The 21,391-nt window shown below is 55.7% G+C and carries 19 protein-coding genes and 1 tRNA gene; 15 read left to right on the forward strand and 5 right to left on the reverse strand.

Translation table 11 applies throughout. The features are described 5' to 3' along the window. The 4 genes from Q0362_RS01070 to Q0362_RS01085 form a co-directional block, all read left to right on the forward strand. Window positions 1-629, forward strand: a 629-nt coding sequence (locus tag Q0362_RS01070) for an LPXTG cell wall anchor domain-containing protein (RefSeq protein WP_298118857.1), incomplete at its 5' end; no start/stop codon positions are given. A 202-nt stretch (window positions 630-831) separates the two neighbouring features. Then, window positions 832-1,701: an ABC transporter substrate-binding protein gene (locus Q0362_RS01075; RefSeq protein WP_298118859.1), complete on the forward strand. Its 870-nt coding sequence runs from the start codon at window positions 832-834 to the stop codon at window positions 1,699-1,701. 3 nt (window positions 1,702-1,704) lie between these two features. Continuing rightward, on the forward strand, window positions 1,705-2,601 hold the full coding sequence (locus Q0362_RS01080) for an amino acid ABC transporter permease (RefSeq protein WP_298118864.1): 897 nt from the start codon (window positions 1,705-1,707) through the stop codon (window positions 2,599-2,601). A 3-nt stretch (window positions 2,602-2,604) separates the two neighbouring features. Next, window positions 2,605-3,387, forward strand: a complete 783-nt coding sequence (locus Q0362_RS01085; RefSeq protein WP_298118867.1) for an amino acid ABC transporter ATP-binding protein — start codon at window positions 2,605-2,607, stop codon at window positions 3,385-3,387. A gap of 7 nt (window positions 3,388-3,394) precedes the next feature. On the opposite strand, the gene hrpA is transcribed toward Q0362_RS01085, so the two are convergent. Then, window positions 3,395-7,252, reverse strand: a complete 3,858-nt coding sequence (gene hrpA / locus Q0362_RS01090; RefSeq protein ID WP_298118870.1) for an ATP-dependent RNA helicase HrpA — start codon at window positions 7,250-7,252, stop codon at window positions 3,395-3,397. An 86-nt stretch (window positions 7,253-7,338) separates the two neighbouring features. On the opposite strand from hrpA, the gene Q0362_RS01095 reads away from it, so the two are divergent. Next, window positions 7,339-8,910, forward strand: coding sequence for an MFS transporter (locus tag Q0362_RS01095; RefSeq protein ID WP_298118873.1), 1,572 nt, complete (start codon window positions 7,339-7,341; stop codon window positions 8,908-8,910). Window positions 8,911-8,957: 47 nt separating this feature from the next. After that, window positions 8,958-9,854 carry a homocysteine S-methyltransferase gene (gene mmuM / locus Q0362_RS01100; RefSeq protein ID WP_298118876.1) on the forward strand — a complete coding sequence of 299 codons (897 nt, stop codon included), beginning with the start codon at window positions 8,958-8,960 and terminating at the stop codon, window positions 9,852-9,854. On the opposite strand, the gene Q0362_RS01105 is transcribed toward mmuM, so the two are convergent. Beyond that, window positions 9,855-11,219 carry an L-serine ammonia-lyase gene (locus Q0362_RS01105; protein ID WP_298118879.1) on the reverse strand — a complete coding sequence of 455 codons (1,365 nt, stop codon included), beginning with the start codon at window positions 11,217-11,219 and terminating at the stop codon, window positions 9,855-9,857. It abuts the gene before it with no gap. Window positions 11,220-11,292: 73 nt separating this feature from the next. After that, window positions 11,293-12,822, reverse strand: a complete 1,530-nt coding sequence (locus Q0362_RS01110; protein WP_298118882.1) for a dolichyl-phosphate-mannose--protein mannosyltransferase — start codon at window positions 12,820-12,822, stop codon at window positions 11,293-11,295. Window positions 12,823-12,862: 40 nt separating this feature from the next. Here Q0362_RS01110 and rsmI point away from each other — a divergent pair, with 40 nt between their 5' ends. Genes rsmI through Q0362_RS01145 form a run of 8 tightly spaced genes read left to right on the forward strand, consistent with a single transcriptional unit; the run spans window position 12,863 to window position 20,418 of the window. Then, a complete protein-coding gene (gene rsmI, locus Q0362_RS01115) occupies window positions 12,863-13,678 on the forward strand; it encodes a 16S rRNA (cytidine(1402)-2'-O)-methyltransferase (RefSeq protein WP_298118885.1) in 816 nt (271 codons plus the stop codon). A 10-nt stretch (window positions 13,679-13,688) separates the two neighbouring features. After that, entirely contained in the window at window positions 13,689-15,269 is a 1,581-nt protein-coding gene (metG, locus tag Q0362_RS01120; protein WP_298118889.1) for a methionine--tRNA ligase, read from the forward strand. Between the two features lie 14 nt (window positions 15,270-15,283). Further along, window positions 15,284-16,189 carry a TatD family hydrolase gene (locus tag Q0362_RS01125; RefSeq protein ID WP_298118892.1) on the forward strand — a complete coding sequence of 302 codons (906 nt, stop codon included), beginning with the start codon at window positions 15,284-15,286 and terminating at the stop codon, window positions 16,187-16,189. After that, window positions 16,186-17,022 carry a 16S rRNA (adenine(1518)-N(6)/adenine(1519)-N(6))-dimethyltransferase RsmA gene (rsmA, locus tag Q0362_RS01130; protein WP_298118894.1) on the forward strand — a complete coding sequence of 279 codons (837 nt, stop codon included), beginning with the start codon at window positions 16,186-16,188 and terminating at the stop codon, window positions 17,020-17,022. The genes Q0362_RS01125 and rsmA overlap by 4 nt, the downstream gene beginning before the upstream one ends. A 9-nt stretch (window positions 17,023-17,031) precedes the next feature. Next, the gene (locus Q0362_RS01135) at window positions 17,032-17,970 is read left to right on the forward strand and encodes a 4-(cytidine 5'-diphospho)-2-C-methyl-D-erythritol kinase (protein ID WP_298118896.1); all 939 of its coding nucleotides are present in this window, start codon (window positions 17,032-17,034) and stop codon (window positions 17,968-17,970) included. After that, window positions 17,970-19,766: an ABC-F family ATP-binding cassette domain-containing protein gene (locus Q0362_RS01140; protein ID WP_298118899.1), complete on the forward strand. Its 1,797-nt coding sequence runs from the start codon at window positions 17,970-17,972 to the stop codon at window positions 19,764-19,766. The genes Q0362_RS01135 and Q0362_RS01140 overlap by 1 nt, the downstream gene beginning before the upstream one ends. 50 nt (window positions 19,767-19,816) lie before the next feature. After that, on the forward strand, window positions 19,817-20,026 hold the full coding sequence (locus Q0362_RS09680) for a type II toxin-antitoxin system HicA family toxin (protein ID WP_366099765.1): 210 nt from the start codon (window positions 19,817-19,819) through the stop codon (window positions 20,024-20,026). After that, window positions 20,023-20,418, forward strand: a complete 396-nt coding sequence (locus Q0362_RS01145; RefSeq protein ID WP_298118901.1) for a hypothetical protein — start codon at window positions 20,023-20,025, stop codon at window positions 20,416-20,418. Before Q0362_RS09680 ends, Q0362_RS01145 begins: the two co-directional genes overlap by 4 nt. On the opposite strand, the gene Q0362_RS01150 is transcribed toward Q0362_RS01145, so the two are convergent. Beyond that, window positions 20,415-20,732: a hypothetical protein gene (locus Q0362_RS01150; protein ID WP_298118903.1), complete on the reverse strand. Its 318-nt coding sequence runs from the start codon at window positions 20,730-20,732 to the stop codon at window positions 20,415-20,417. The two genes, Q0362_RS01145 and Q0362_RS01150, sit on opposite strands and share 4 nt — an antisense overlap. Window positions 20,733-20,735: 3 nt before the next feature. Next, window positions 20,736-21,248 (reverse strand): MarR family winged helix-turn-helix transcriptional regulator, encoded by a 513-nt coding sequence (locus Q0362_RS01155; protein WP_298118906.1) that lies wholly within the window; start codon window positions 21,246-21,248, stop codon window positions 20,736-20,738. Window positions 21,249-21,314: 66 nt separating this feature from the next. Between Q0362_RS01155 and Q0362_RS01160 the strand changes: the two genes are divergently transcribed. Beyond that, window positions 21,315-21,385 (forward strand) — tRNA-Gln (locus tag Q0362_RS01160). Window positions 21,386-21,391 lie beyond the last annotated feature (6 nt).

A 21,391-nucleotide genomic window follows, 5' to 3' on the forward strand; every position in this document is an offset into this window, starting at 1 on the left:
CATCTGCAAGCGGAGTCACGCTTTCTGCTATCTCAAATTCAAATAGCTACGTTCCGGAAATGAGGTTCACTTTTCCTACTTCTCAGTCTGGAATTGTGGTTGTTACTTTCGCGCCTGGCGCTTGGGTTCCTTCCCAGATCAATGGAACATATCCGTTCAAAGCAACCACTAATGGAAGTGATAGCTACACCGTAGATGTGACGGTAACAGGTGCAAAGTCCACCGTTTTCATGAACGCAAATATTCCTAATGACTATTCCATGGAAAGGCAGCAGGCTTCTTCTCCTACAGCTTTAACTGCAAACCCCTTTACTCGATCGGGATATAGTTTCGCGGGTTGGGCTACAAGCCCAACAGGCGCGGCGGTTTATGCAGACGGAGCCCAATTCAACTTCTTTGGCCCCACCTCGTTCAACCAATCGGGTGCTATCACACAGCTATTTGCCGTCTGGACGCAGGGTTCGGGTGGTTCTGGTGGTTCTGGAGGATCTTCATCCTCGACTCCTGAAGTGCTTGCTAACACTGGTATCGACAAAACTACTGGCATCTCCCTTCTCGCAGGTGGCTTGTCACTCGCACTCGTTGGTGCAGAGATGTTCATGATTGCTCGTCGCAAGCGCAGCAACTAGTAGCTAGCTCTCATAGTTCAACCCCCGAGAAATCGGGGGTTGAACTTGTTTAACCACGCAGTCCTCTCGTCGTGGATTACCTGCAGCAGATCAACTGTTCTTCTGCGTAAATAAGTGACTGAGAAAGCTGGCAGTTAAATCGTTTGACTTCCTGAATCCATATACTTATTTCATGTCTTTTTCGGGGAGAACATTTGTTGGGGTGGCCCTAGCGACTGCGTTGGCTCTTGTGCTCAGCGGTTGCGCACCTGTTCACCCTGAAGGGAAATATGTTCCCCTGGAGCTCTCAGTAGCGGTTGATTCTTCTGCCGCTGCTTTGGTGCCGGCAGATGTTGCTGCAAGGGGCACACTCAACATCGCGACAGATGCGACCTATGAGCCCAACGAATATAAAGACGACGAGGGTCTGCCCATTGGCTGGGAGATTGACCTGGCTAAAGCTATTGCCATGAAACTCGGTCTGGAGCCTGTAGTTTCGCAGGCCACCTTTGACAACATCATCCCTTCAGTTGTGGGAAAGAAGTTCGACATTGGTATTTCTTCCTTCGTTGACAACCCGGAGCGCGAGAAGATCGTCGACTTCGTGAACTACTTCCTTGCAGGAAATATGTGGGCTACAGGCAAGGGGAAGAACGTTGACCCCAATAACGCATGTGGGCTTTCGGTCGCGGTGGTGATTGGAAGTACTCAAGCCCTTGTTGAGCTTCCTGAAAAGTCCAAGGCATGTGTTAAAGCTGGAAAGCCACCGATTCAGATTATGAAGTTCGATGACAATGGACAGGCTTTGAGCGCTGCGGCAATGGGGCGTGCTGATGCGGTGACTGCTGACTCACCTGTGACCCTGCACTCCATCAAGAAATCCAAGGGAAAGCTTGTGGCTGCCGGTGAGGTGTTTGACGTGTCACCGTATGGCATCGTGTTGGCAAAAAACTCAGGTTTAGCACCGGCAATCCAAGCAGCTGTGCAGTCACTGATCGACGACGGCACGTATCAAATCATTCTTGAGTCGGAAGGCGTCCAAGAAGGCGCAATCACGACCGCAACGACCAACATCGCAACCAAGAAGGGGTAGCACGTGACTACACCGACACCACCCTCCTCGCAGGAGGCACTCGCTCCGCAAGGTTCTCCTGCTGAGTCAGAACCGCGGGTGATTATCAAGCGTAAGCACCCTTTGAGAACTCTTGCAGCGACACTGATTGTGATCTTTGCAGCACTGTTCATCATCGATGCATCACAGCGACCTGCATACGACTGGTCAACTGTGGGGCTCTACATCTTTGACCGTCGTGTGGTGCAGGCAGCAGTCAATACGCTGCAGCTCACCATTTACTCAATGGTCATTGCTGTGATTCTGGGCTTGATCCTTGCCGTGATGCGTCAATCACCGAACCCCATCTTGCGCTCGGTGTCCTGGTTCTACCTGTGGCTCTTCCGCGGAACCCCGGTGTATGTGCAATTGGTGTTCTGGGGTCTCCTTGCCGTGATCTACCAAACCGTTGATATCGGCATTCCATTCATGCAGCCCTGGGTTTCATTTGAAACAACCCTCGCTTTCAATGCCTTCACTCTTGCCGTGATCGGTCTTGCAATGAACGAGGCAGCGTATATGGCAGAAATCATGCGCTCTGGTCTGATGTCTGTGGATCACGGACAAGAAGAAGCAGCGGTTGCCCTCGGCATGACCTGGTTTCAATCCATGCGTCGCATTGTCATTCCACAAGCTATGCGCGTGGTGATCCCGCCCACAGGCAACGAGGTGATCTCCATGCTGAAGACGACCTCACTGGTTATTGCCGTGCCCTACAGCTTTGACTTGTACTCCCGCACGAGAGATATCTCCTCTGAGATTTTCAACCCCATCCCTCTGCTCCTCGTAGCTTCTATTTGGTATCTGGCCTTCACCTCTGTCTTGATGGTCGGTCAGCACTTCCTTGAAAAGAAGTACTCACGCGGAGCGGGAAAGAAGTAGCTCATGACACTTACGACAGAAAACCCCGTACCTATGGTTGTTGCTCAAGGCGTGACCAAGAGCTTTGGCACTAACCACGTACTCAAGGGCGTCAACCTCGAAGTGCAGCGCGGACAAGTGCTGTGTCTGATCGGACCCTCGGGTTCCGGTAAATCAACCTTCTTGCGTTGCATCAACCGCTTAGAGACCAGCGATGCAGGAATCCTCACGGTTGATGGAAGCCCTGTTGGTTATAAGGAAAAGGGTGGCAAGTTCTATGAACTTCACCCCAAGGTGATCGCAGCCAAACGCCGTGAAATCGGGATGGTTTTCCAGCGATTTAATCTCTTCCCTCACAAGACTGCGTTAGAAAACGTGATCGAAGCACCCGTGCTCTTGAAAAAGATCCCTAAGGCGCAGGCCATTGCTCAGGCTAAGGAATTGTTGACTCGTGTGGGCTTAGCTGAACGTTTTGACTATTACCCATCACAGCTTTCTGGCGGTCAGCAGCAACGCGTCGCTGTTGCGCGAGCACTTGCCATGGAACCAGAACTCATGCTCTTCGATGAGCCCACCTCCGCACTCGACCCAGAACTCGTCGGCGAAGTGCTTGAAGTCATGCAGGATCTTGCTCGCTCGGGAATGACCATGATTGTCGTGACCCACGAAATGGCTTTCGCCCGTGAAGTGGCAGACACGTTGGTCTTCATGGACGGTGGAGTTGTCGTGGAGACGGGTAATCCTCGAGAAATGTTGAGCAACCCTCAGCATGAACGAACCAAGGAGTTCCTTTCCAAGGTTCTCTAGAGCACTTCTAACCGAGGGCTTTCTTGATTCGCTGAAGTGAGATGGGCTCTGCAGTGCCGAGGGATTGGGCAAACAAGCTCACTCTGAATTCTTCGATCATCCAGCGCACCTTTACGAGGTGTGCAGGGGAGTGTGGTGCGAGAGGAATTGTGCCGCCTGCTGCTTCGTAAACAGTGAGTGCCTGATCGAGTTCAACCGATGCTGTTCTATCTCTGCCCGCGTCTTCGAGCATGCGCTGAATGCGCATGGTGATTGCTCTCACATAAATCAAGATGCGGGGCAGTCTCTGTAGTCCAGCATTGCTAATGAAGTTGGGCTGCAGGAGCTGATCCAGATGAGCTTTCTCCTGAGTCAGCACCGCCAAATACGTCATCGGGTTTGCTTCAGCCATGGCTTTGTTCGCATCCTTGACTGCGCTCAAGATTCTGGCTGTCTGTGACACCGCGTCAAAGATGTTGTCCATGATGGCGCCCTGGACGCGGTCTCTGAGGGTTTCAAACTCTGCCTTCTGGAAGATCATTCCGTCTTCTCTCATCGAGAAGAGAACACTGTCCACGCTGGCTGCAATGGCATCGGTGATGAGTGCATTGAGGTTGGCATAAGGGCTCTGAGTGAGAATGAGCTTTTCTGCTGCAGTGAGATGTTCTTGCACATACTTCGCAGGGGAAGGCACTGCAGCAATCACAAGTGCTCTGGTTCCTAAGGGGTGTTCACGCTTCTGGTCTGCCTCGGTGGCCATCAGCCTGATGTTGACCTCTTGGCGTGCTGTGCCAGGGTTGGTGACCACGAGTGCGGGGTATGCCCGCACGGTGTTGCCACCGTGCTTGGCATCCACCGTTCTAGGTAGCTCAGCAAAGTCCCAGCTGGTTAGGCCATCTCGTTCCAGGGGAGAGGTCACGCGCTCAGCAACTTCTGCCACAGCATCTCTGGACTTGTCTGCCAAGCCTCGCTGGAGCTTCTCGAGGTTCTTGTCAGTGCCCATGTTTTTGCCCGTGCTGCCCAACACTCGATATGTCATGCGTAAGTGATCAGGAAGTCTCGGGGCATCGAAGTCATTGGCAGTGACAATGGCCCCGCTGAGACTTTGAAGTGCTTTGGCAACGGTCACCAACAGGCTGCCCTGTGGTGTTTCAGGCAGCGTGGCAGCAGCCTTGGCTGCCCAGTCCGCTGCCGGGACGACCTGGCGGCGAATGTTTTTGGGCAGCGTCTTGATGAGTCCTGTGATCAGTTCCAGACGGAGACCTGGAACCAGCCATTCAAAGGGCTCAGGGTCGAGACGTGCCAAGAGCGGCAGGGGAACTTCAACGGTGACACCGTCATCTTCACGCCCAGGTTCGAAGCGATACTTCAGCTTGAGTCTCTGGTCGCCATAGACCCACTCTGAGGGGAATTCGTTCTCATCGTGCTCTGCTTCTGTTTCTTCCAACAGATCTGCTCGCTGCATGGTGAGGAAGTCAGGGTTGGTCGTGCGTTCTTTCTTCCACCAGCCTTCAAAGGATCTCGTGGAAAGAACATCAGCAGGGATGCGCTGGTCATAGAAGGCGAAGACGACTTCGTCGTCTGCCAGGATGTCTCTTCTGCGTGAGCGCTCTTCGAGTTCTTCAAGTTGTCTGCGGAGTGCTCGGTTGCTGCGATCGAATGCTTGCTTGGAATCCCATTCGCCATCCACCAGTGCATGGCGAATGAAGAGTTCACGGCAGAGTTCGGCATCTACTCTCGAGTACTGCATGCGTCTGTGGGCCACGAGGGTGACGCCAAAGAGCGTCACGCGCTCATAAGCAACAACAGCGCCTTGGTTCTTCTCCCAGTGTGGTTCGCTATAGCTGCGCTTGCAGAGGTCACCGGCGAGCTTTTCTGCCCAGCCTGGATCGATGGCTGCATTAGTTCTGGCGAAGAGTCTGCTGGTTTCCACCAGCTCCGCACTCATCACTGCTGCAGGTGGTTTCTTGGCTAAAGCAGAGCCTGGGAAGATGACGAACTTCTGGTTCCGTGCACCCATGAACTCATGCTGTTGTTTGCGGGGGCTGTTGTTGGCCCCGCGCTTGTCACCGAGCTTGTTGTCACTGACCTGCTTGAGGCCAATGTGGGAAAGAAGGCCAGAGAGCAGGGACTTGTGAATGCCGTCGGGGTCAATCTTGGGTTCACCCAAGCTCAGACCCAATGGCTTACTCAAGGTCTTGAGTTGGCGATAAACGTCATTCCACTCGCGCACGCGAAGGTAGTTAAGGAACTCTGCTTTACACATCCGGCGGAAGGCACTCGAGGAAAGTTCTTTCTGCTTCTCTTCGAGGTAGTTCCACAGGTTCAGCAGAGAGAGGAAGTCGCTGGTGGGGTCGGTGAATCTTGCGTGGGAGAGATCTGCTTGTGGTCGCTTCTCGAGAGGGCGCTCTCTCGGGTCTTGAACCGTGAGCCCCGCCACAATGGCCATCACTTCACGGGTGACTCCGTGGTGCCTGGATTCCAAGACCATGCGAGCAAAGCGGGGCTCAATGGGGATTCGGGAAAGATCGTGCCCAACCTTGGTGAGCTTGGTTGCTCCTGTGTTGTTCTGGATGGCCCCAAGTTCCTTGAGGAGGTCCAGGCCGTCTTTCACGCCACGTGAGTCAGGTGTTTGCAAGAAAGGGAAAGCTGCAATGTCTCCCAGGCCCAGTGACGCCGCTTGCAGAATCACCGACGCGAGGTTGGTGCGCAGGATTTCGGGGTCGGTGAATTCTGGGCGGCGCTCGAAGTCCTCTTCTGAATACAACCGAATGGCAATACCGTCACTCGTTCGACCACAACGCCCTGAACGCTGGTTGGCGCTGGCCTGTGAGATGGCCTCAATGGGTAGGCGCTGCACTTTTGCTCGCGGTGAATATCTGGAGATGCGGGCCGTTCCTGCATCAACAACGTATTTGATGCCGGGGACCGTGAGGCTTGTCTCTGCCACGTTGGTTGCAAGAATGATGCGTCTTTTGAGGCCTGCAACCTTGCTGGGTTCGAAGACTTTGTGTTGGTCCGCTGCGGAGAGGCGACCATAGAGGGGAAGCACTTCGGTGCCGGCCTTCATGCGGCCGGCGGCGATGTTGCCTTCTAATGCTTCTTGGGCGTCGCGGATTTCTGTCTCTCCCGAAAGAAAGACCAACACATCACCGGGGGCTTCCTTCTCAAGTTCGTTGAGAGCGGAGATGATGCCGTCGAGATAGTCACGGGCAGAGTGTTCTGGAGCCTTGGTTGCCTTATTGGGTTCGTCCGCTAATTCGTCGTCATCGACGTCATCGCTCGACATCTTGTCTTCGACGAGTGGGCGGTAACGAATCTCAATGGGGAAGGTTCGTCCAGAGACCTCAATCATGGGTGCACCACCGAAGTGCTTCGAGAAGCTTTCAGGATCAATGGTGGCGGAGGTAATGATGAGCTTCAGGTCTGGACGCTGGGGGAGCAGCTGTTTGAGATAACCCAGGAGGAAGTCAATGTTGAGGCTGCGCTCATGGGCTTCGTCGATGATGATGGTGTCGTAGGCATTCAGCATGCGATCGCGCTGGAGGGCATTGAGCAAGATGCCGTCGGTCATGACTTTGACTTCAGTTTCAGCACTGGCCTGGTCGGTGAAGCGGACTTGGTAGCCAACAAGGCCACCAAGTTCCACCTTGAGTTCTTCTGCGATGCGCTCAGCTACTGCCCGTGCTGCAATCCTTCGGGGCTGAGTGTGAGCAATACTGGTGCGCCCCAGCTCGAGGCACATCTTGGGAATCTGGGTGGTCTTTCCCGAGCCGGTGGCACCGGCAATGATGACAACTTGGTTGTCCCTGATTGCTTCCAGAATCTCTTCACGACGCTCACTGACGGGTAAGTCAGGCGGATAAGTGATGAGTGCGGCGTCCATGGGCTTCTTCCAGCCTACGCGAGGGGTATTTGTACGACTGGTCTAATGTGCCAGACTAGCCCTGACCGTCTTTTGAGGAGAGTTCATTGTCTACAACAGCATCCGCAGGTACCGCACCCGACAAGGGTTTCCGTCGTGCCGCCGTTATCCTTCTGGGTCTTCTTGGAGCAATCCAGGTAGCCGACCCCCTGATCTCGTCGCTGGCGTTGGTGAAGGCATCTGACGAACTGAACTTCTCCGCTTCGACCCAGTCGCTGGCTGCGGGTATTTCTACCCTCGCACTGGCAGCAACCGCTATCCCCGGTGGAATGCTCGCTGACCGTTACGGTCGTCGTCTGCTCTTGGCCTTGTCTGTATTGGTGGCAACTGCTGGTCAGCTGATGACCGCTACTGCTGGTCTGATTGACCCTAAGGCTGGAACCGCTGTTCTGTTCTACCTACTCGGTCGCATCATTACCGGTGTTGCTCTCGGTGTGACCTTCGGTGCGTCCTACGGCATGCTCCGTAACGTCTCCAGCCAGAAGTCGCTTGGCCCCGCCATGGCGACCTACAACATTGTGAACGGAATCATTCCGGTTATCGCCATGGTTCTTGGTGGTGTGCTGATTGGTATCAACTGGCGTCTGGCATACCTGATCCTTCCTGTGATCTCGGTTATCGCTTTCTTCTTCGTCAAGCCCATCCTGCCCAAGATTGACAAGCTTCCTGCCTCCAAGGTGGACTACCTCGGCATGCTCTTTGTCGCCATTGGTATCGCTGGTCTGCTCTACGGCATCAGTGGTGCAACCAACGGTTTCGGTCACCCTGCGTTCTACGTGCCCGTGATCATCGCGATCATTTCTCTCGTGTTCTTCGGTATTCGTGAGAACCGCACCAAGGCTCCTGTCTTCCCCATCAAGTTGCTCACCCACCCCGCATTCTTGGGTGCTGTGGTCATGGGTATCTTCTGGAACATGGCATCTGCCTCGATGAGCCAGATGCTTCCAAACATTTGGCAGTATGTAACTCACATCCCTGCCGCTCTTCTTGGTGCTGCCAGCCTGCCTATGTCGGCAGCCGGCATCATTGGTTCGGTTATTGCTGGTGTCTTCCTGGGTAAGGGTTCGAAGCCTCGCACCACTGCAACCGTGGGTTACGCACTGATGGTCATTGGTTTCTTCACCTACATCACCCTGACTCCTACCGCCAGCTACATGCTCTTCCTCCCCGGAATGATCATTGCGGCCACCGGTTGGATGATGAACGCAACCAGCCAGGGCAACCTGTTCATTACCTTGGCTCCTGCCAAGTTCTATGGTCCCGTTACCTCCAGCAAGCTTGCTGTGGGTCAGTTCGGATACGCACTGGGTCTCACCGGTAGCACCGTGATGGTCTCCATGTTCACTCTCGCTGGAGTGAGCAAGGCCACCAAGGGCGCTGTTGCTGGCGACAGCAACTGGGATGCAATCACGTCTTATCTTGCAACTGGTTCCACCACAAACTCATCACTGTCTGCCGTGAGCACCGCTGACCTGGCTGGCATCTACACCAGTGCATTCGTGACCACCATCACGATCGTGGCTGTGGTGACCGCACTGGCAGGTGCACTGATGTATGTCTTGCTCAAGAACAAGAAGGCAAGCATTCCTGTTGATGAATACCTAGGTTTGACGAACTAAGTCCTTCCGACTTTCTTCGTTTCACCATTCTTTTCTAGGCTCTACATATGTTGACCCGTGAAGAGTTTCTAGCTCGTGTTCGAATTCCGCTCGCCATTGACGGCGGAATGAGCACCGAGCTGGAACAACAGGGTTGCCGTCTCGAGGGTTCTCTTTGGACAGCACAGGCTCTCCTTGACGACCCTGCACTCATCGAGTCTGCCCACAAGGCCTATGTCGATGCGGGTGCTGGTGTGGTCATCACGGCCAGTTACCAAATCTCTCGTGCTGGCTTTGTTGAGAATGGACACTCTGCTGAGGATGCTGACCGCGCTCTGCGCGCCAGCATCGACGTGGCGCGCAAGGCTGTTGCTGGAACCGACACCCTCGTGGCCGCTAGCGTGGGCCCCTACGGAGCCATCCTGCACGACGGCAGCGAATACAAGGGCAACTATGGCAAGACCCGAGAAGAGCTTCGTGCGTTCCACGCCGAGCGTCTTGCGGTTCTCCTTTCGGCCAACCCTGATCTCCTCGCCATCGAGACCATCCCAGATGCTCTTGAAGTCGAGGCCCTCGTTGCTGCGCTCGCAGAGTTCCCTGAGGCAATTGCGTGGATGAGCTTCTCTATTGGTCCAGATGGAAAGCTCTGGGCAGGACAGAGTCTGGCGGAGGCAGCGCGCATTGCTGCAGCGTCTCCAGCTATTGCGGCCATTGGCGTCAACTGCGTTGACCCTGCTTTAGTTTCTGCAGCTATTGCTGAGATTCGCACCGTGACCGATCTGCCCGTGGTGATCTATGCCAATGGTGGTGGCACCTGGAATCCAGAGACTGGACTGTGGGAGAACGCAGCAGCTGAAGCTCTGGTTGCCTACTCCGCTGAATGGGTGAAGCAGGGAGCCAGCCTTATTGGTGGCTGCTGTGGCACACACGCCGGCGATATTCGCCAGCTTGCCGCTGCGCTTTAGCTAGCACTCAATAACGTTCACAGCGAGACCGCCTTCGCTGGTCTCTTTGTATTTGGTCGACATATCTAGACCGGTCTGACGCATGGTCTCAATCACGGTGTCGAGGGAAACCAAGTGGTTTCCATCACCGTGGAGAGCCAGACGCGCTGCGCTCACTGCGGTGGAGCTGGCAATTGCGTTGCGCTCAATGCAGGGAATCTGCACCAATCCGCCGACAGGGTCACAGGTGAGGCCGAGGTGGTGTTCCATGGCGATCTCTGCAGCGTTCTCGACCTGCCTGGGTGTTCCACCGAGGACAGCACACAGGCCACCTGCCGCCATGGCGCAGGCGGGACCCACTTCGCCCTGGCAACCCGCTTCAGCACCTGAAATGGAGGCATTGGATTTGAACAGCGAGCCAATAGCTGTCGCGGTGAGGAGATAGCGACGGATGCCTTCTGGGTTCGCTCCAGGAACAAAGCGCAGGTAGTAGCTGGCCACGGCAGGAACGATGCCGGCGGCTCCATTGGTCGGTGCGGTGACCACGCGGCCTCCGGCCGCATTCTCTTCGTTCACAGCCAATGCAAAGGCATGCAGCCATTCAATGGTGGTGTCGCGGCTGTTTGCAGCATCTGCGGTGACGAGGTGCTCGCGCAGCTCAGCTGCGCGGCGCTTCACGTTGAGGCCACCGGGCAGGGTTCCTGCTGAGGTGAGACCAGAGTTCACGCAGTTGTGCATGGTCTCCCAGATGGCATCCAGGCGTTCGTTGACCTCATCTTCTGAATGCTGAGAAAGCTCGTTCTTCAGTGCCACCTGGTCAATGGTCATGTTTTGAACATCACACAGGGCAAGTAATGCAGTGGAGGTGCCATAGGGCATGGGCCATTCCGTGGTGATGGAGCTGGCTTCTTCGCCGTCGCGGCGAATGAAGCCGCCACCCACGGAATAGTAGGTCTGTTCGAAAAGGGGCAATGCATCCGCGCCATAGGCGCGGATGGTCATGGCATTGGGGTGGCCAGGCAGGCGGGTTCTCGGCTCGAACGTAATGTCATCTGCCGTGAAGGCGATGGTGTGGGTTCCACCCAGGTTGAGGGTGGGGTCAGTCTCGAGGGTGCTCCAGGCGCTGCGCACCTGTTCGGGCATGCACGTTTCAGGTGCCAGGCCACTGAGTCCTGCGATCACAGCACCTGGGGTGCCGTGGCCAATGCCGGTGGAACCGAGGGAGCCATAGAGGCTGCAGTTCACGCTGGTGACCTGGTTCAACAGGTTCTGTTGCGTGAGTGTGGTGACGAAATTGAGTGCGGCACGCATCGGTCCCACGGTGTGGGAACTAGAAGGCCCGATACCTATAGAGAACAGGTCAAAGGCTGAGACGTACGCTGTCACATTCCGAGCCTATGGTGAGGCGCACTATCTGGCTAGAGAAGTGACTGTGGGAGTGTCCGGTCAGTGAGACGGTCTAGACCCAGCTTTGCATCCACATGTGGAGGTGCCAGTACCAGTAAGGAATCTGCATTCCACTCCAGAGCGGGTAGAAGAAGATACTGAGCAACACCGTCAGGATGCCAAAGACCGTGAGGATGGCTATGCCTGTGCTGCGCTTGTATTCATCCTTGATACTAAGAATCACACCCACCACAAAGGTGATGGCGAGGATCATGTAGGGCTCGTAGACAATGCCATAGAACTGGAACACTGTGCGGTTGAGGTACATCAGCCAGGGCACATACCCTGCCACGATGCCCATCAGGATGAAGCCAACCTTCCATTCGCGGTAGCGAACGAGGCGGTAAACCAAGTACCCCAGCGCTGCCGTTCCACCCCACCAAATCAGAGGGTTGGCAATAGCGGTGATGGCCGAAGCGCAGGAGTCAAAGGTGCAACCAGCGTCGCCGTTGTTCACGCCTTCATAGAACATGCTGGTGGGGCGCCACATAATCAGCCAGGTCAGGGGATTGGCTTGATAGGAGTGGGGAGTCACCAGCCCAACATGGAATTGGTAGGCAGAGACGTGATACGCCCAGAGGCTTTGGGCCCAGTCAGGAACCCAGGACAATGGGCCACTCCAGCGCAGACCAGATTCTGCGGTGACGAGATCGCGGTAATAACCGCCCTTGGTGAGGATCCATCCAGCCCAGCTGGCGATGTAGGTCACCACAGCGATGGGCACCATCAAGACGAAAGTGGCAGGAGCCTGCTTGAGTACAGCTGCGGATATCCAGAAAGGCAGTCCCACTCGACGTCTATCCAGCGCATCCATGACGACAACATAGATACCGAAGGCAGCGATGAAATACAGGCCAGACCACTTCACGCTGCATGCCAGACCAAAGGCGAGACCAGCCAGGATCAAATAGGGTCTGTTCCACAGGGTTGGACCCCAGGTGGGACCTTCGTGGTCTTCGCCCAGTTGTGCGCGGCGCCTGCGCATCCAGGCCATCAACCTGGGGAGGTTCTGCCCCCGGTCAATCAGCACGAAATAAACACCGGTCAGCGTGAAGAGGGTGACGAAGTTATCCAGCAAGCTCACACGCGAAAGAGTGATGGCATGGCCATCAATGGCCATCAGTCCACCTGCCACAACAGTCAGCGTGGTGTTGTGGAACAGCTTCTGGGCAATCAACATCACCAGCAGAACAATCAAAATGCCAGCAACGGCAACACCAAAGCGCCAGCCAAATGAGTTTCCTGAACCGAAGAGTGCCATTCCAGCACCAATGAGCCACTTACCCAGCTGGGGGTGGACTACATACGACGGATCGGTGCCGAATTCGGAGGTGATGCCTTCTTTGAACTTGTCATCACTGCCAACGGGCCAGGTTGATTCATAGCCGTTGTTCCACAGCGTCCAGGCGTCTTTGACATAGAACGTCTCATCGAAAACCAGCGAGTGAGGGTTACCCAAGTTCCACAGGCGCAACACAGCAGCCAGCAGAAGGACTGCTGCTGGAGCTCCCCACTTCATGCTCGAAGCCAACGCCTGTTTCACCAGTTCAGCCTACAGACCAGAACCCTGCCAAACTGGAGGGGTGATCATCCTGGCAGCAACTCCCATCGGCAACTTGGGTGATGCCTCGACCCGTTTGGTAGAGGCATTGACTGAGGCAACCGTGATCGCCAGTGAAGACACTCGCACCACTTCCAAGCTGTTGAATGCCTTGGGCATTGAGAACCGACCTCGCCTGATTGCTCTGCACGATCACAACGAATCAACCAAGAGCCCTGAGATCATTGAGCTGGCCAAAGAGGGCAACGTGCTGGTGCTCTCTGACGCAGGCATGCCCACCGTCAGCGACCCAGGTTTTCACCTCGTCGAAGCAGCTGCCGCGGCAGGTGTGCAGGTCACCGCTATTCCCGGACCCAGCGCAGTGATTACCGCGCTCGCCGTGGCAGGACTTCCTACCGACCGCTTCACCTTTGAAGGCTTTCTTCCTCGTAAGCAGGGAGAACGTAAGGCAACGTTCCGTGCATTAGCTCGTGAGTCCCGCACCATGGTGTTTTTTGAATCTCCTAATCGCATCGCAGAGTCACTGGCTGATGCCCGTGATGAACTCGGCGCAGAGCGCTCTGCTGCTGTGTGTCGTGAGCTGACCAAGTTCTATGAAGAGGTCAAGCGTGGATCTCTGTCAGATCTCGCCGACTGGGCCGCCGACGGCGTCCGCGGTGAGATCGTGCTGGTCATTGGCGGCGCTACTGCAGCAACCTTGACTCTCGAAGACGGTTTAGTGCAGGTTCAGCTTCTTGTTGCTGACGGAATGCGCCTCAAAGAGGCAAGTACTCAAGTGGCAGAAGAGACTGGTCTCTCTAAACGAGAGCTGTATCAGGCAGCTCTCGCAGCAAAATAGAATAGAAGCTATGTCTGCCGGCAAAAGCTTCTACGTCACCACGCCTATCTTCTACGTTAACGACGTGCCCCACATCGGTCACGCGTACACGGAGGTAGCTGCTGACGTGCTTGCACGCTGGCACCGCCAGGCCGGAGATCGCACCTGGATGCTCACCGGAACCGATGAGCACGGTGAGAAAATCCTTCGTACTGCAACCGCTAACGGCGCCACTCCTCAGGAGTGGGTAGACCGTCTGGTTGAGTCCGCTTGGAAGCCCCTGCTGGACACCATCGACATTTCAAACGATGACTTCATTCGCACCACGGACGCTCGTCACGAAGACAACGTGAAGAAGTTCCTGCAGCACCTCTATGACGCGGGTTATATCTACACCGGCGAATACGAAGGTTCATACTGCGTTGGCTGTGAGGAATACAAGCAGGATTCTGACCTGGTTGATGGCACCGGAGAATTCGCAGGCGAGAAGGTCTGCGCTATTCACTCCAAGCCCGTGGAGAACCTGCACGAGAAGAACTACTTCTTCCGTATGAGCGACTTCACCCAGCCCCTGCTGGATATGTATGAAGCGAACCCCAACTTTGTGCAGCCAGAATCTGCTCGCAACGAAGTTGTGCAGTTTGTGAAGCAGGGTCTGAATGACCTCTCTATCTCCCGCTCCAGCTTCGACTGGGGTATCAAGCTTCCCTGGGATGACTCCCACGTTGTCTATGTGTGGTTTGACGCCCTGCTGAACTACATCACTGCTGCTGGGTATGGCTACGACGAAGAGAAGCTTGCTTCTCTGTGGCCCGCCACCCACATCGTGGGTAAAGACATCCTGCGTTTCCACGCCGTGATCTGGCCCGCCATGCTCATGGCTGCCGGTGTTGAGATTCCTCACCAGGTCTACGGCCACGGCTGGCTCCTCGTCGGTGGCGAGAAAATGTCCAAGTCCAAGCTCACCGGAATTGCACCCAACGACATCACCGACACCTTCGGTTCGGATGCGTTCCGCTACTACTTCATGAGTGCCATCAGCTTTGGTCAAGACGGATCTTTCAGCTGGGAAGATCTCTCCGCTCGCTACCAGGCAGAACTGGCAAACGGTTTCGGTAACCTCGCCTCTCGCACCCTGGCCATGGTTACTCGCTACTTCGATGGTGTTGTTCCTGCTGCGGGTGAACTGACCCCATCGGATAAAGCCATTGCAGATGTTGTAGCTGCTGCTGCTGTGGAAGCAGACGCTGCTATCGAGCGTTTAGCAATCCATGATGCCGTGACTTCTATTTGGACCATCGTGGATGCTCTCAACGGGTACATCACTGAGCAAGAGCCTTGGGCTCTGGCCAAGGACCCTGCAAACGCAGCACGCCTGGCAACCGTCTTGAACACCGCCACTGAGGGTCTTCGTGCTCTGGCAGTTCTGCTTTCTCCCTTCATGCCTCAGGCAACCCAGAAGCTCTGGTCTGCACTGAACGTGGAAGGCACTCTTGGTGCTCTCACTGCTCAGCCCATTCGTGAAGCAGGGAAGTGGAACCAGGTTCCTGCAGGCACCACCGTGGGTGCTCTCGAAGCTCTCTTCCCTCGTATTGAGTCTTCCGCCGAGTAGTCGGATAAACCAATATGACCGAATCGGCATATATTCGTCAGCGCGACACCACAGCCGAGCACGGCCAGAAGCGTGACTTGTCCTACCCTCCACTACCTGAGCCCCTTCCGGTCGCGGTCTATGACAACCACACTCACCTCGAGATCTCTGATGGCGACCAGCCCATCGATTATCACGAGCACCTCGAGCGTGCTGCAGAGGTAGGCATTGTTGGTGTGATCCAAGTCGGTGGCGATGTGGAGACCTCCAAGTGGTCGGCCGCTGTTGCTGCTGCAGAACCTCGCATGCTGGCTGCTGTGGCCATCCACCCCAATGAAGCTCCTCGTTATGAAGAAGCTGGCACTCTCGATGACGCCCTCGCTGTGATTGACGAGCTGGCTGCGTGGCCCCGCACCCGTGCGGTGGGGGAGACCGGCCTCGACTTCTTCCGCACCGGTCCTGAGGGCCTGGCTGCTCAGCGCCGTTCATTCGAAGCTCACATCGAGATTGCCAAGAAGCACTCCATTGCGATGCAGATCCACGACCGTGATGCTCACGAAGACGTCATCGAAACTCTGCTGCGCGTGGGGGCACCCGAGAAGACCGTCTTCCACTGCTTCTCCGGCGATGCCGCGATGGCCAAGATTGCTGCCGATAACGGCTGGTATTTGTCGTTCTCCGGCACCATCACGTTCAAGAAGAACGCAGAGCTACGCGAAGCGCTCCAGGTCATTCCTCGTGAGCTGGTGCTTGTGGAAACGGATGCGCCTTTCTTGACTCCCACACCATTCCGTGGACGCCCCAACGCTCCCTATCTGACCCCTCACACGGTTCGTGCGATGGCAGAGGTTCTTGGAGATGACTTGGGTGACCTTTGTGCTCAAATCGCCTTCAATACCGAGAAGGTTTATGGCTCCTGGGAAGACGGTCTCGTCGCATGAGTGTGAAACTGCTCGGTCCTGCCGAGATTCGTGACCTGGCAGAACTGCTGGATGTCACCCCGACCAAGAAGCTGGGGCAGAACTTTGTCATTGATGGCAACACCGTCCGAAAGATTGTCAAAGTTGCTCGCGTTGAAGCCGGTGACTCCGTCGTGGAGATTGGTCCAGGTCTAGGTTCACTCAGCCTCGGCATCGTGGAAGCAGGAGCTTCCCTGGTTGCGGTGGAGATTGATGGTCGCCTCGCAGCGCAGCTGCCGGTGACCTTTGCCGAGATGGCTCCAGAAGCCAAGCTCACCGTGATTCACGAAGACGCCATGAAGATCATGGAGCTCCCTGATGAGCCCACACGTCTGGTGGCAAACCTTCCCTATAACGTTTCTGTTCCTGTGTTGCTTCACTTCATGGAGCACTTCCCCAGCATCCGCTCCGGTGTGGTCATGGTGCAGGCAGAAGTGGGACACCGCCTGGCAGCTGAGCCAGGGTCGAAGATTTATGGCGGACCCAGTGCCAAGGCTGCCTGGTATGGCAAGTGGCGTATTGCTGGCACTGTGAGCCGCCAAGTGTTCTGGCCTGTTCCCAATGTGGATTCTGTTTTGGTCGGTTTTGAACTGGATGCCCAGCAGCCGGGAGACGAAGCCCTTCGTCGCCGCACCTTCGACATCATCGATGGCGCATTCGGCCAGCGTCGCAAGATGTTGCGCCAAGCTCTCTCTGATTTGTGTGGCTCGAGTGCTGCGGCAACCGAGCTTCTCGAGCGCGCAGGGATTGATCCCACGCTGCGCGGGGAGCAGTTGAACATTGCTCAATTCGTGTCTATCGCCAACGCCAGCTAGTTTGGAATTATGACCGAGACAGGTGCACGCGAGGTGGCTCACGTTCGAGCCCCCGGCAAGATCAATGTCTCGCTTGCCGTTGGCGCTGTGATGGATGACGGTTACCACGATGTGGCAACCACCTATCAAGCAGTCGGTCTCTATGAAGACATCCGCGCGTATCACGCTGATGATTTCTCTGTTTCGTTCACTGGTGACTTTGACCTGAGCGGCATTCCCTTAGATGCCTCCAACTTGGCCATTAAGGCAGCACAGCTCTTAGCTCGCAAAGCGAAGTATCGCGGTGGTGTTCGTCTCGAAATCGAGAAAAACGTTCCTATTGCTGGCGGCATGGGTGGCGGTTCTGCAGATGCTGCCGGAACTCTTGTTGCCTGTGATGCACTCTGGGGAACCAACCTCGGCAAAGACGCTCTACTCGAACTCGCTGCCGAGCTCGGTGCAGATGTTCCTTTCGCACTGATGGGCGGCACCGCAATTGGTACCGGTCGCGGCGATCGCCTCAGCCCCGTGCTGACAAGCCACGAACACTTTGAATGGGTTCTTGTCCCAGCAGACTTTGGCCTGAGCACTCCGGCTGTTTATGGCGAGCTTGATGCACACCGTGAACGCCACGTTGCCGACATCAAGCCAGCACCCCAGTCGCCCACCGTCGACACCGCAGTTCTTCAGGCGCTCCGCGCGGGCGATCCCATCATGTTGGCAGATGCACTGAGTAATGACCTCCAAGCACCAGCCCTTCACCTCAAGCCCTCACTCGTTGAGGTTCTTGAGCTGGGAGAAAAGAGCGGAGCTCTTGCTGGCATCGTCTCCGGTTCTGGGCCAACCCTGGCTTTCCTTGCTGAGGATGCCGAGGCAGCTATTGACCTGCAAGTCACTCTCAGCGCCGCAGGCCACAAGGTGCTGCGCGTATCGGGCCCCGTTCACGGCGCTCGTCTGGTCAACGACTAATGGCACACCTGCTCGGTGGAGAGAACCTCCACCTGGAATTTCCCACGCGCGTCATCTTTGACGGCATCACTATCGGTATCAATGATGGCGACCGGGTCGGTGTCGTAGGTCGCAATGGTGATGGCAAGTCCACACTGATGAAGATCTTGGCTGGCCGCCTCGAGCCAGACTCGGGCCGTGTTACTCGTCGCGGCGGCATCACCCTCGGCATGCTCGACCAGTCAGATGAGGTTGATGGCAACCTCACCGTGGGTGAGGCAATTGTCGGCGGTATTGAAGAGCACGTCTGGGCCGGTGACCCCAAGGTGCGCGATGTTCTGACCGGTCTGGTGACAGATATCCCCTGGGATGCCAAGGTTGGTGACCTCTCGGGTGGTCAGCGACGTCGCGTCGCTTTGGCAGCTTTGCTGACCGGCGACTGGGACGTCATCTTCCTCGATGAGCCCACCAACCACTTGGATGTGGAAGGTATTTCATGGCTTGCTGGTCACCTCAAAAAGCGCTGGCCTCACGGCCAAGGCGGACTTCTTGTCGTCACACACGACCGGTGGTTCTTGGATGAAGTATCCAATGCAACCTGGGAAGTTCACGACCGCATCTTGGAGCCTTTTGAAGGCGGCTATGCCGCCTACATTCTTCAACGCGTGGAGCGTGACCGCTCTGCTGCAGTGAGCGAAGCGAAGCGTCAGAACCTGATGAAGAAGGAGTTAGCCTGGCTGCGCCGCGGAGCTCCGGCACGCACGGCCAAACCTAAGTTCCGTATTGAAGCCGCGAATGCGCTCATCGCCGATGAGCCACCGGTTCGTGACGCCATCCAGCTTTCCTCTATGGCGATGCAGCGTTTGGGTAAAGACGTTGTGGACCTCGAAGAAGTCTCGGTCAGCTATGGCGACAAGCAGGTTCTCCGCGATGTCACCTGGCGTATTGCACCCGGTGAGCGCACCGGAATTCTCGGCGTCAATGGTGCTGGAAAGTCGACCCTGCTGGGATTGGTCTCTGACCACGTGCAGCCGACCTCGGGCCGCGTCAAGCGCGGAAAGACCGTCAAGATTGCCACGCTCACTCAGCAACTCGATGAGTTGACCGCTGTCCAGGACATGCGCGTGAGTGCTGTTGTTGCAGAGAAGCGCACGACTTATTCTGTCGGTGGCAAAGAGATGACCCCTGGTCAGCTCCTCGAGCGTCTGGGCTTCACCTCAGCCCAGCTCTCCACTCCGGTCAAGGATCTCTCTGGTGGCCAGAAGCGCCGCTTGCAATTGCTATTGATTCTTCTCGATGAGCCCAACGTTCTGATCTTGGATGAGCCCACCAACGACCTCGACACTGACATGTTGGTCGCCATGGAGGACCTCCTCGACACCTGGCCAGGAACCCTGCTCGTGATCTCTCACGACCGTTACTTGCTTGAGCGCATCACGGATAACCAATATGCCGTTCTCGAGGGCCACTTCACTCACCTGCCTAACGGTGTTGACCAGTACTTGGCTCTGCGTGCCAAGCAGATGGCCGCACCAAGCATTTCTGTCACCGCTCAGGCCACAGCAACGATGAATAAGCCCGTGCCCAAGTTAGCTGGTGCTGAGCTGCGTAATGCCGAGAAGGAATTTGGCTCCATCGAGCGCAAGATTGCCAAGCAACAAGCTGATGTTGCCGAGATTCACGTGAAGATGGCTGCCCATGATCAGAACGACTACGTGGGTCTTGGAGAGTATTCAGAGCAGATCAGCAAGTGCGAGGGCACAATTGCTGATCTCGAGATGCGATGGTTAGAGCTCAGCGATTTGCTCGGGCACTAACAACTGTTTAGTAACTAGACACTTGAGGTGTTTAGTCGCTAAACTCCATTATGCGAGCACGAGAAGTTAACACCCGAATCGAAACCTTGGGTGGTCAATTTCTCAGGCAAAAGGGATCCCATCGTTTGTATCGGGTGACTAGAGAAGGTGTCAGTCAAATGGCAGTTGTTCCGCAACATGGGGGAGATATCCCCACGGGAACACTTCGTGCTATTGAGCGGAGCTTGGAAGAAGTTCTAGGGAAGGGGTGGCTTCGATGAAATTCGTTGTCAGAATTGCACGTGAAGGTCAGTCGTGGCTGGCAGAGGTTCCCACTGTTCCAGGTGCTGCAACATTTGCTGGAAATCTGATCGCACTTGAACTTGCAGTCCGTGAAGTACTTTCGTTGCTCCTGGATATTGAAGATGAGTCAGTCTTCGAGTTTGAATTCGAATTCTCAAATGTCGGCGAGGAAATGCTTGCTGCTGTTGAGCTCGGTAAGCGACGTGAAGAACTCGAGCGTGAGCAGAAAGAGATCATGACTGCTTCAGCACGCTTCATCAAAGAACTTTCCAAAGAAGGCTATTCAGTAAGAGACCTCAGCGGAATCCTGCACATGTCTCCAGGCAGAGTTTCACAGATTGCGAAAGAATCTGAGCGGCTCCGCGCTTAGTTTCCTGCTGCCTGCGAAATCCAGATGAAGAAGACGCAGTAAACACCAAACGTCGCTGTGATGGACAGTGAAATGAGGTTTGCAATCGAGCGTTGGCGCAAGAACATGTAGGCCACGACGTTAATGAGTGCCGCCACGATTATTGCTGCGCAGCCAACCTGCGGCAGCACCCACGCTGCTTCCATGCCCCAGTTGGAATGAACCCAGGGTGTCAGAGCCAAGAGTGCAATTGCGAGCAGGAAAGTGACTGAGGTGCTGCGCAGGGCAGTCTTTCCCGAAGATTCGGTTGGCCAACCTTTTCGTGTTCGTGCCATGACTTATTCTGCGGCGTCTTGAGTGTCCACGTCGATGCTGAGACGGCGCAGAGACTCAGCAAGTCGAGTCTGTTCACCGCGCGAGAGAGATGCCAGAAGCAGAGCCTCTGCATCAACGAGGCGCGTAATGGCGGCATCTACTCGAGTCAAACCTGCCGCGGTCATTTCAACCAGAACACCACGACCGTCATTAGGGTCCTCGCGACGAACCACCAAACCGCTGTCGACCAGGCGGTCGATGCGGTTTGTCATGGTTCCACTGGAAACCAGGGTTTGCTGCAACAAAGCCTTGGGGCTCAATTGATAGGGAGAGCCTTCACGACGCAGCGCTGCGAGCACGTCGAATTCCCACGATTCCAGCTTGGATTTGTGGAAAGCGTCCTTGCGGGCACGGTCCAGCATCTTCGCTAAGCGGCCTACACGGGAGAGAACCTGCAGGGGAGAGAAGTCGAGATCAGGGCGCTCGCGCTTCCACGACTGCACAATGCGGTCGACTTCATCATTCTCTGGGGCCATGCATCCATTATCCCTGCTGGTATCTGGCAGACTGTACATGTGGGTTTCTTCAAAGAGAATCCACATTCCGCCATAGTGTAAAGGCAGCACAACAGTCTTTGGATCTGTTGGTCTAGGTTCGAATCCTGGTGGCGGAGCTCCCG

The sequence above is a fragment of the uncultured Aurantimicrobium sp. genome (genome assembly GCF_936931525.1).
Lineage (GTDB): Bacteria > Actinomycetota > Actinomycetes > Actinomycetales > Microbacteriaceae > Aurantimicrobium.

What these genes read in the sequence shown, in the direction of transcription:
- Q0362_RS01085 (WP_298118867.1), top strand. Translation starts at nt 2,605, where the DNA reads ATGACACTTACGACAGAAAACCCCGTACCTATGGTTGTTGCTCAAGGC.
- hrpA (WP_298118870.1), bottom strand. Translation starts at nt 7,252, where the DNA reads ATGGACGCCGCACTCATCACTTATCCGCCTGACTTACCCGTCAGTGAG.
- mmuM (WP_298118876.1), top strand. Translation starts at nt 8,958, where the DNA reads ATGTTGACCCGTGAAGAGTTTCTAGCTCGTGTTCGAATTCCGCTCGCC.
- metG (WP_298118889.1), top strand. Translation starts at nt 13,689, where the DNA reads ATGTCTGCCGGCAAAAGCTTCTACGTCACCACGCCTATCTTCTACGTT.
- Q0362_RS01125 (WP_298118892.1), top strand. Translation starts at nt 15,284, where the DNA reads ATGACCGAATCGGCATATATTCGTCAGCGCGACACCACAGCCGAGCAC.
- rsmA (WP_298118894.1), top strand. Translation starts at nt 16,186, where the DNA reads ATGAGTGTGAAACTGCTCGGTCCTGCCGAGATTCGTGACCTGGCAGAA.
- Q0362_RS01135 (WP_298118896.1), top strand. Translation starts at nt 17,032, where the DNA reads ATGACCGAGACAGGTGCACGCGAGGTGGCTCACGTTCGAGCCCCCGGC.
- Q0362_RS01140 (WP_298118899.1), top strand. Translation starts at nt 17,970, where the DNA reads ATGGCACACCTGCTCGGTGGAGAGAACCTCCACCTGGAATTTCCCACG.
- Q0362_RS09680 (WP_366099765.1), top strand. Translation starts at nt 19,817, where the DNA reads ATGCGAGCACGAGAAGTTAACACCCGAATCGAAACCTTGGGTGGTCAA.
- Q0362_RS01145 (WP_298118901.1), top strand. Translation starts at nt 20,023, where the DNA reads ATGAAATTCGTTGTCAGAATTGCACGTGAAGGTCAGTCGTGGCTGGCA.
- Q0362_RS01150 (WP_298118903.1), bottom strand. Translation starts at nt 20,732, where the DNA reads ATGGCACGAACACGAAAAGGTTGGCCAACCGAATCTTCGGGAAAGACT.
- Q0362_RS01155 (WP_298118906.1), bottom strand. Translation starts at nt 21,248, where the DNA reads ATGGCCCCAGAGAATGATGAAGTCGACCGCATTGTGCAGTCGTGGAAG.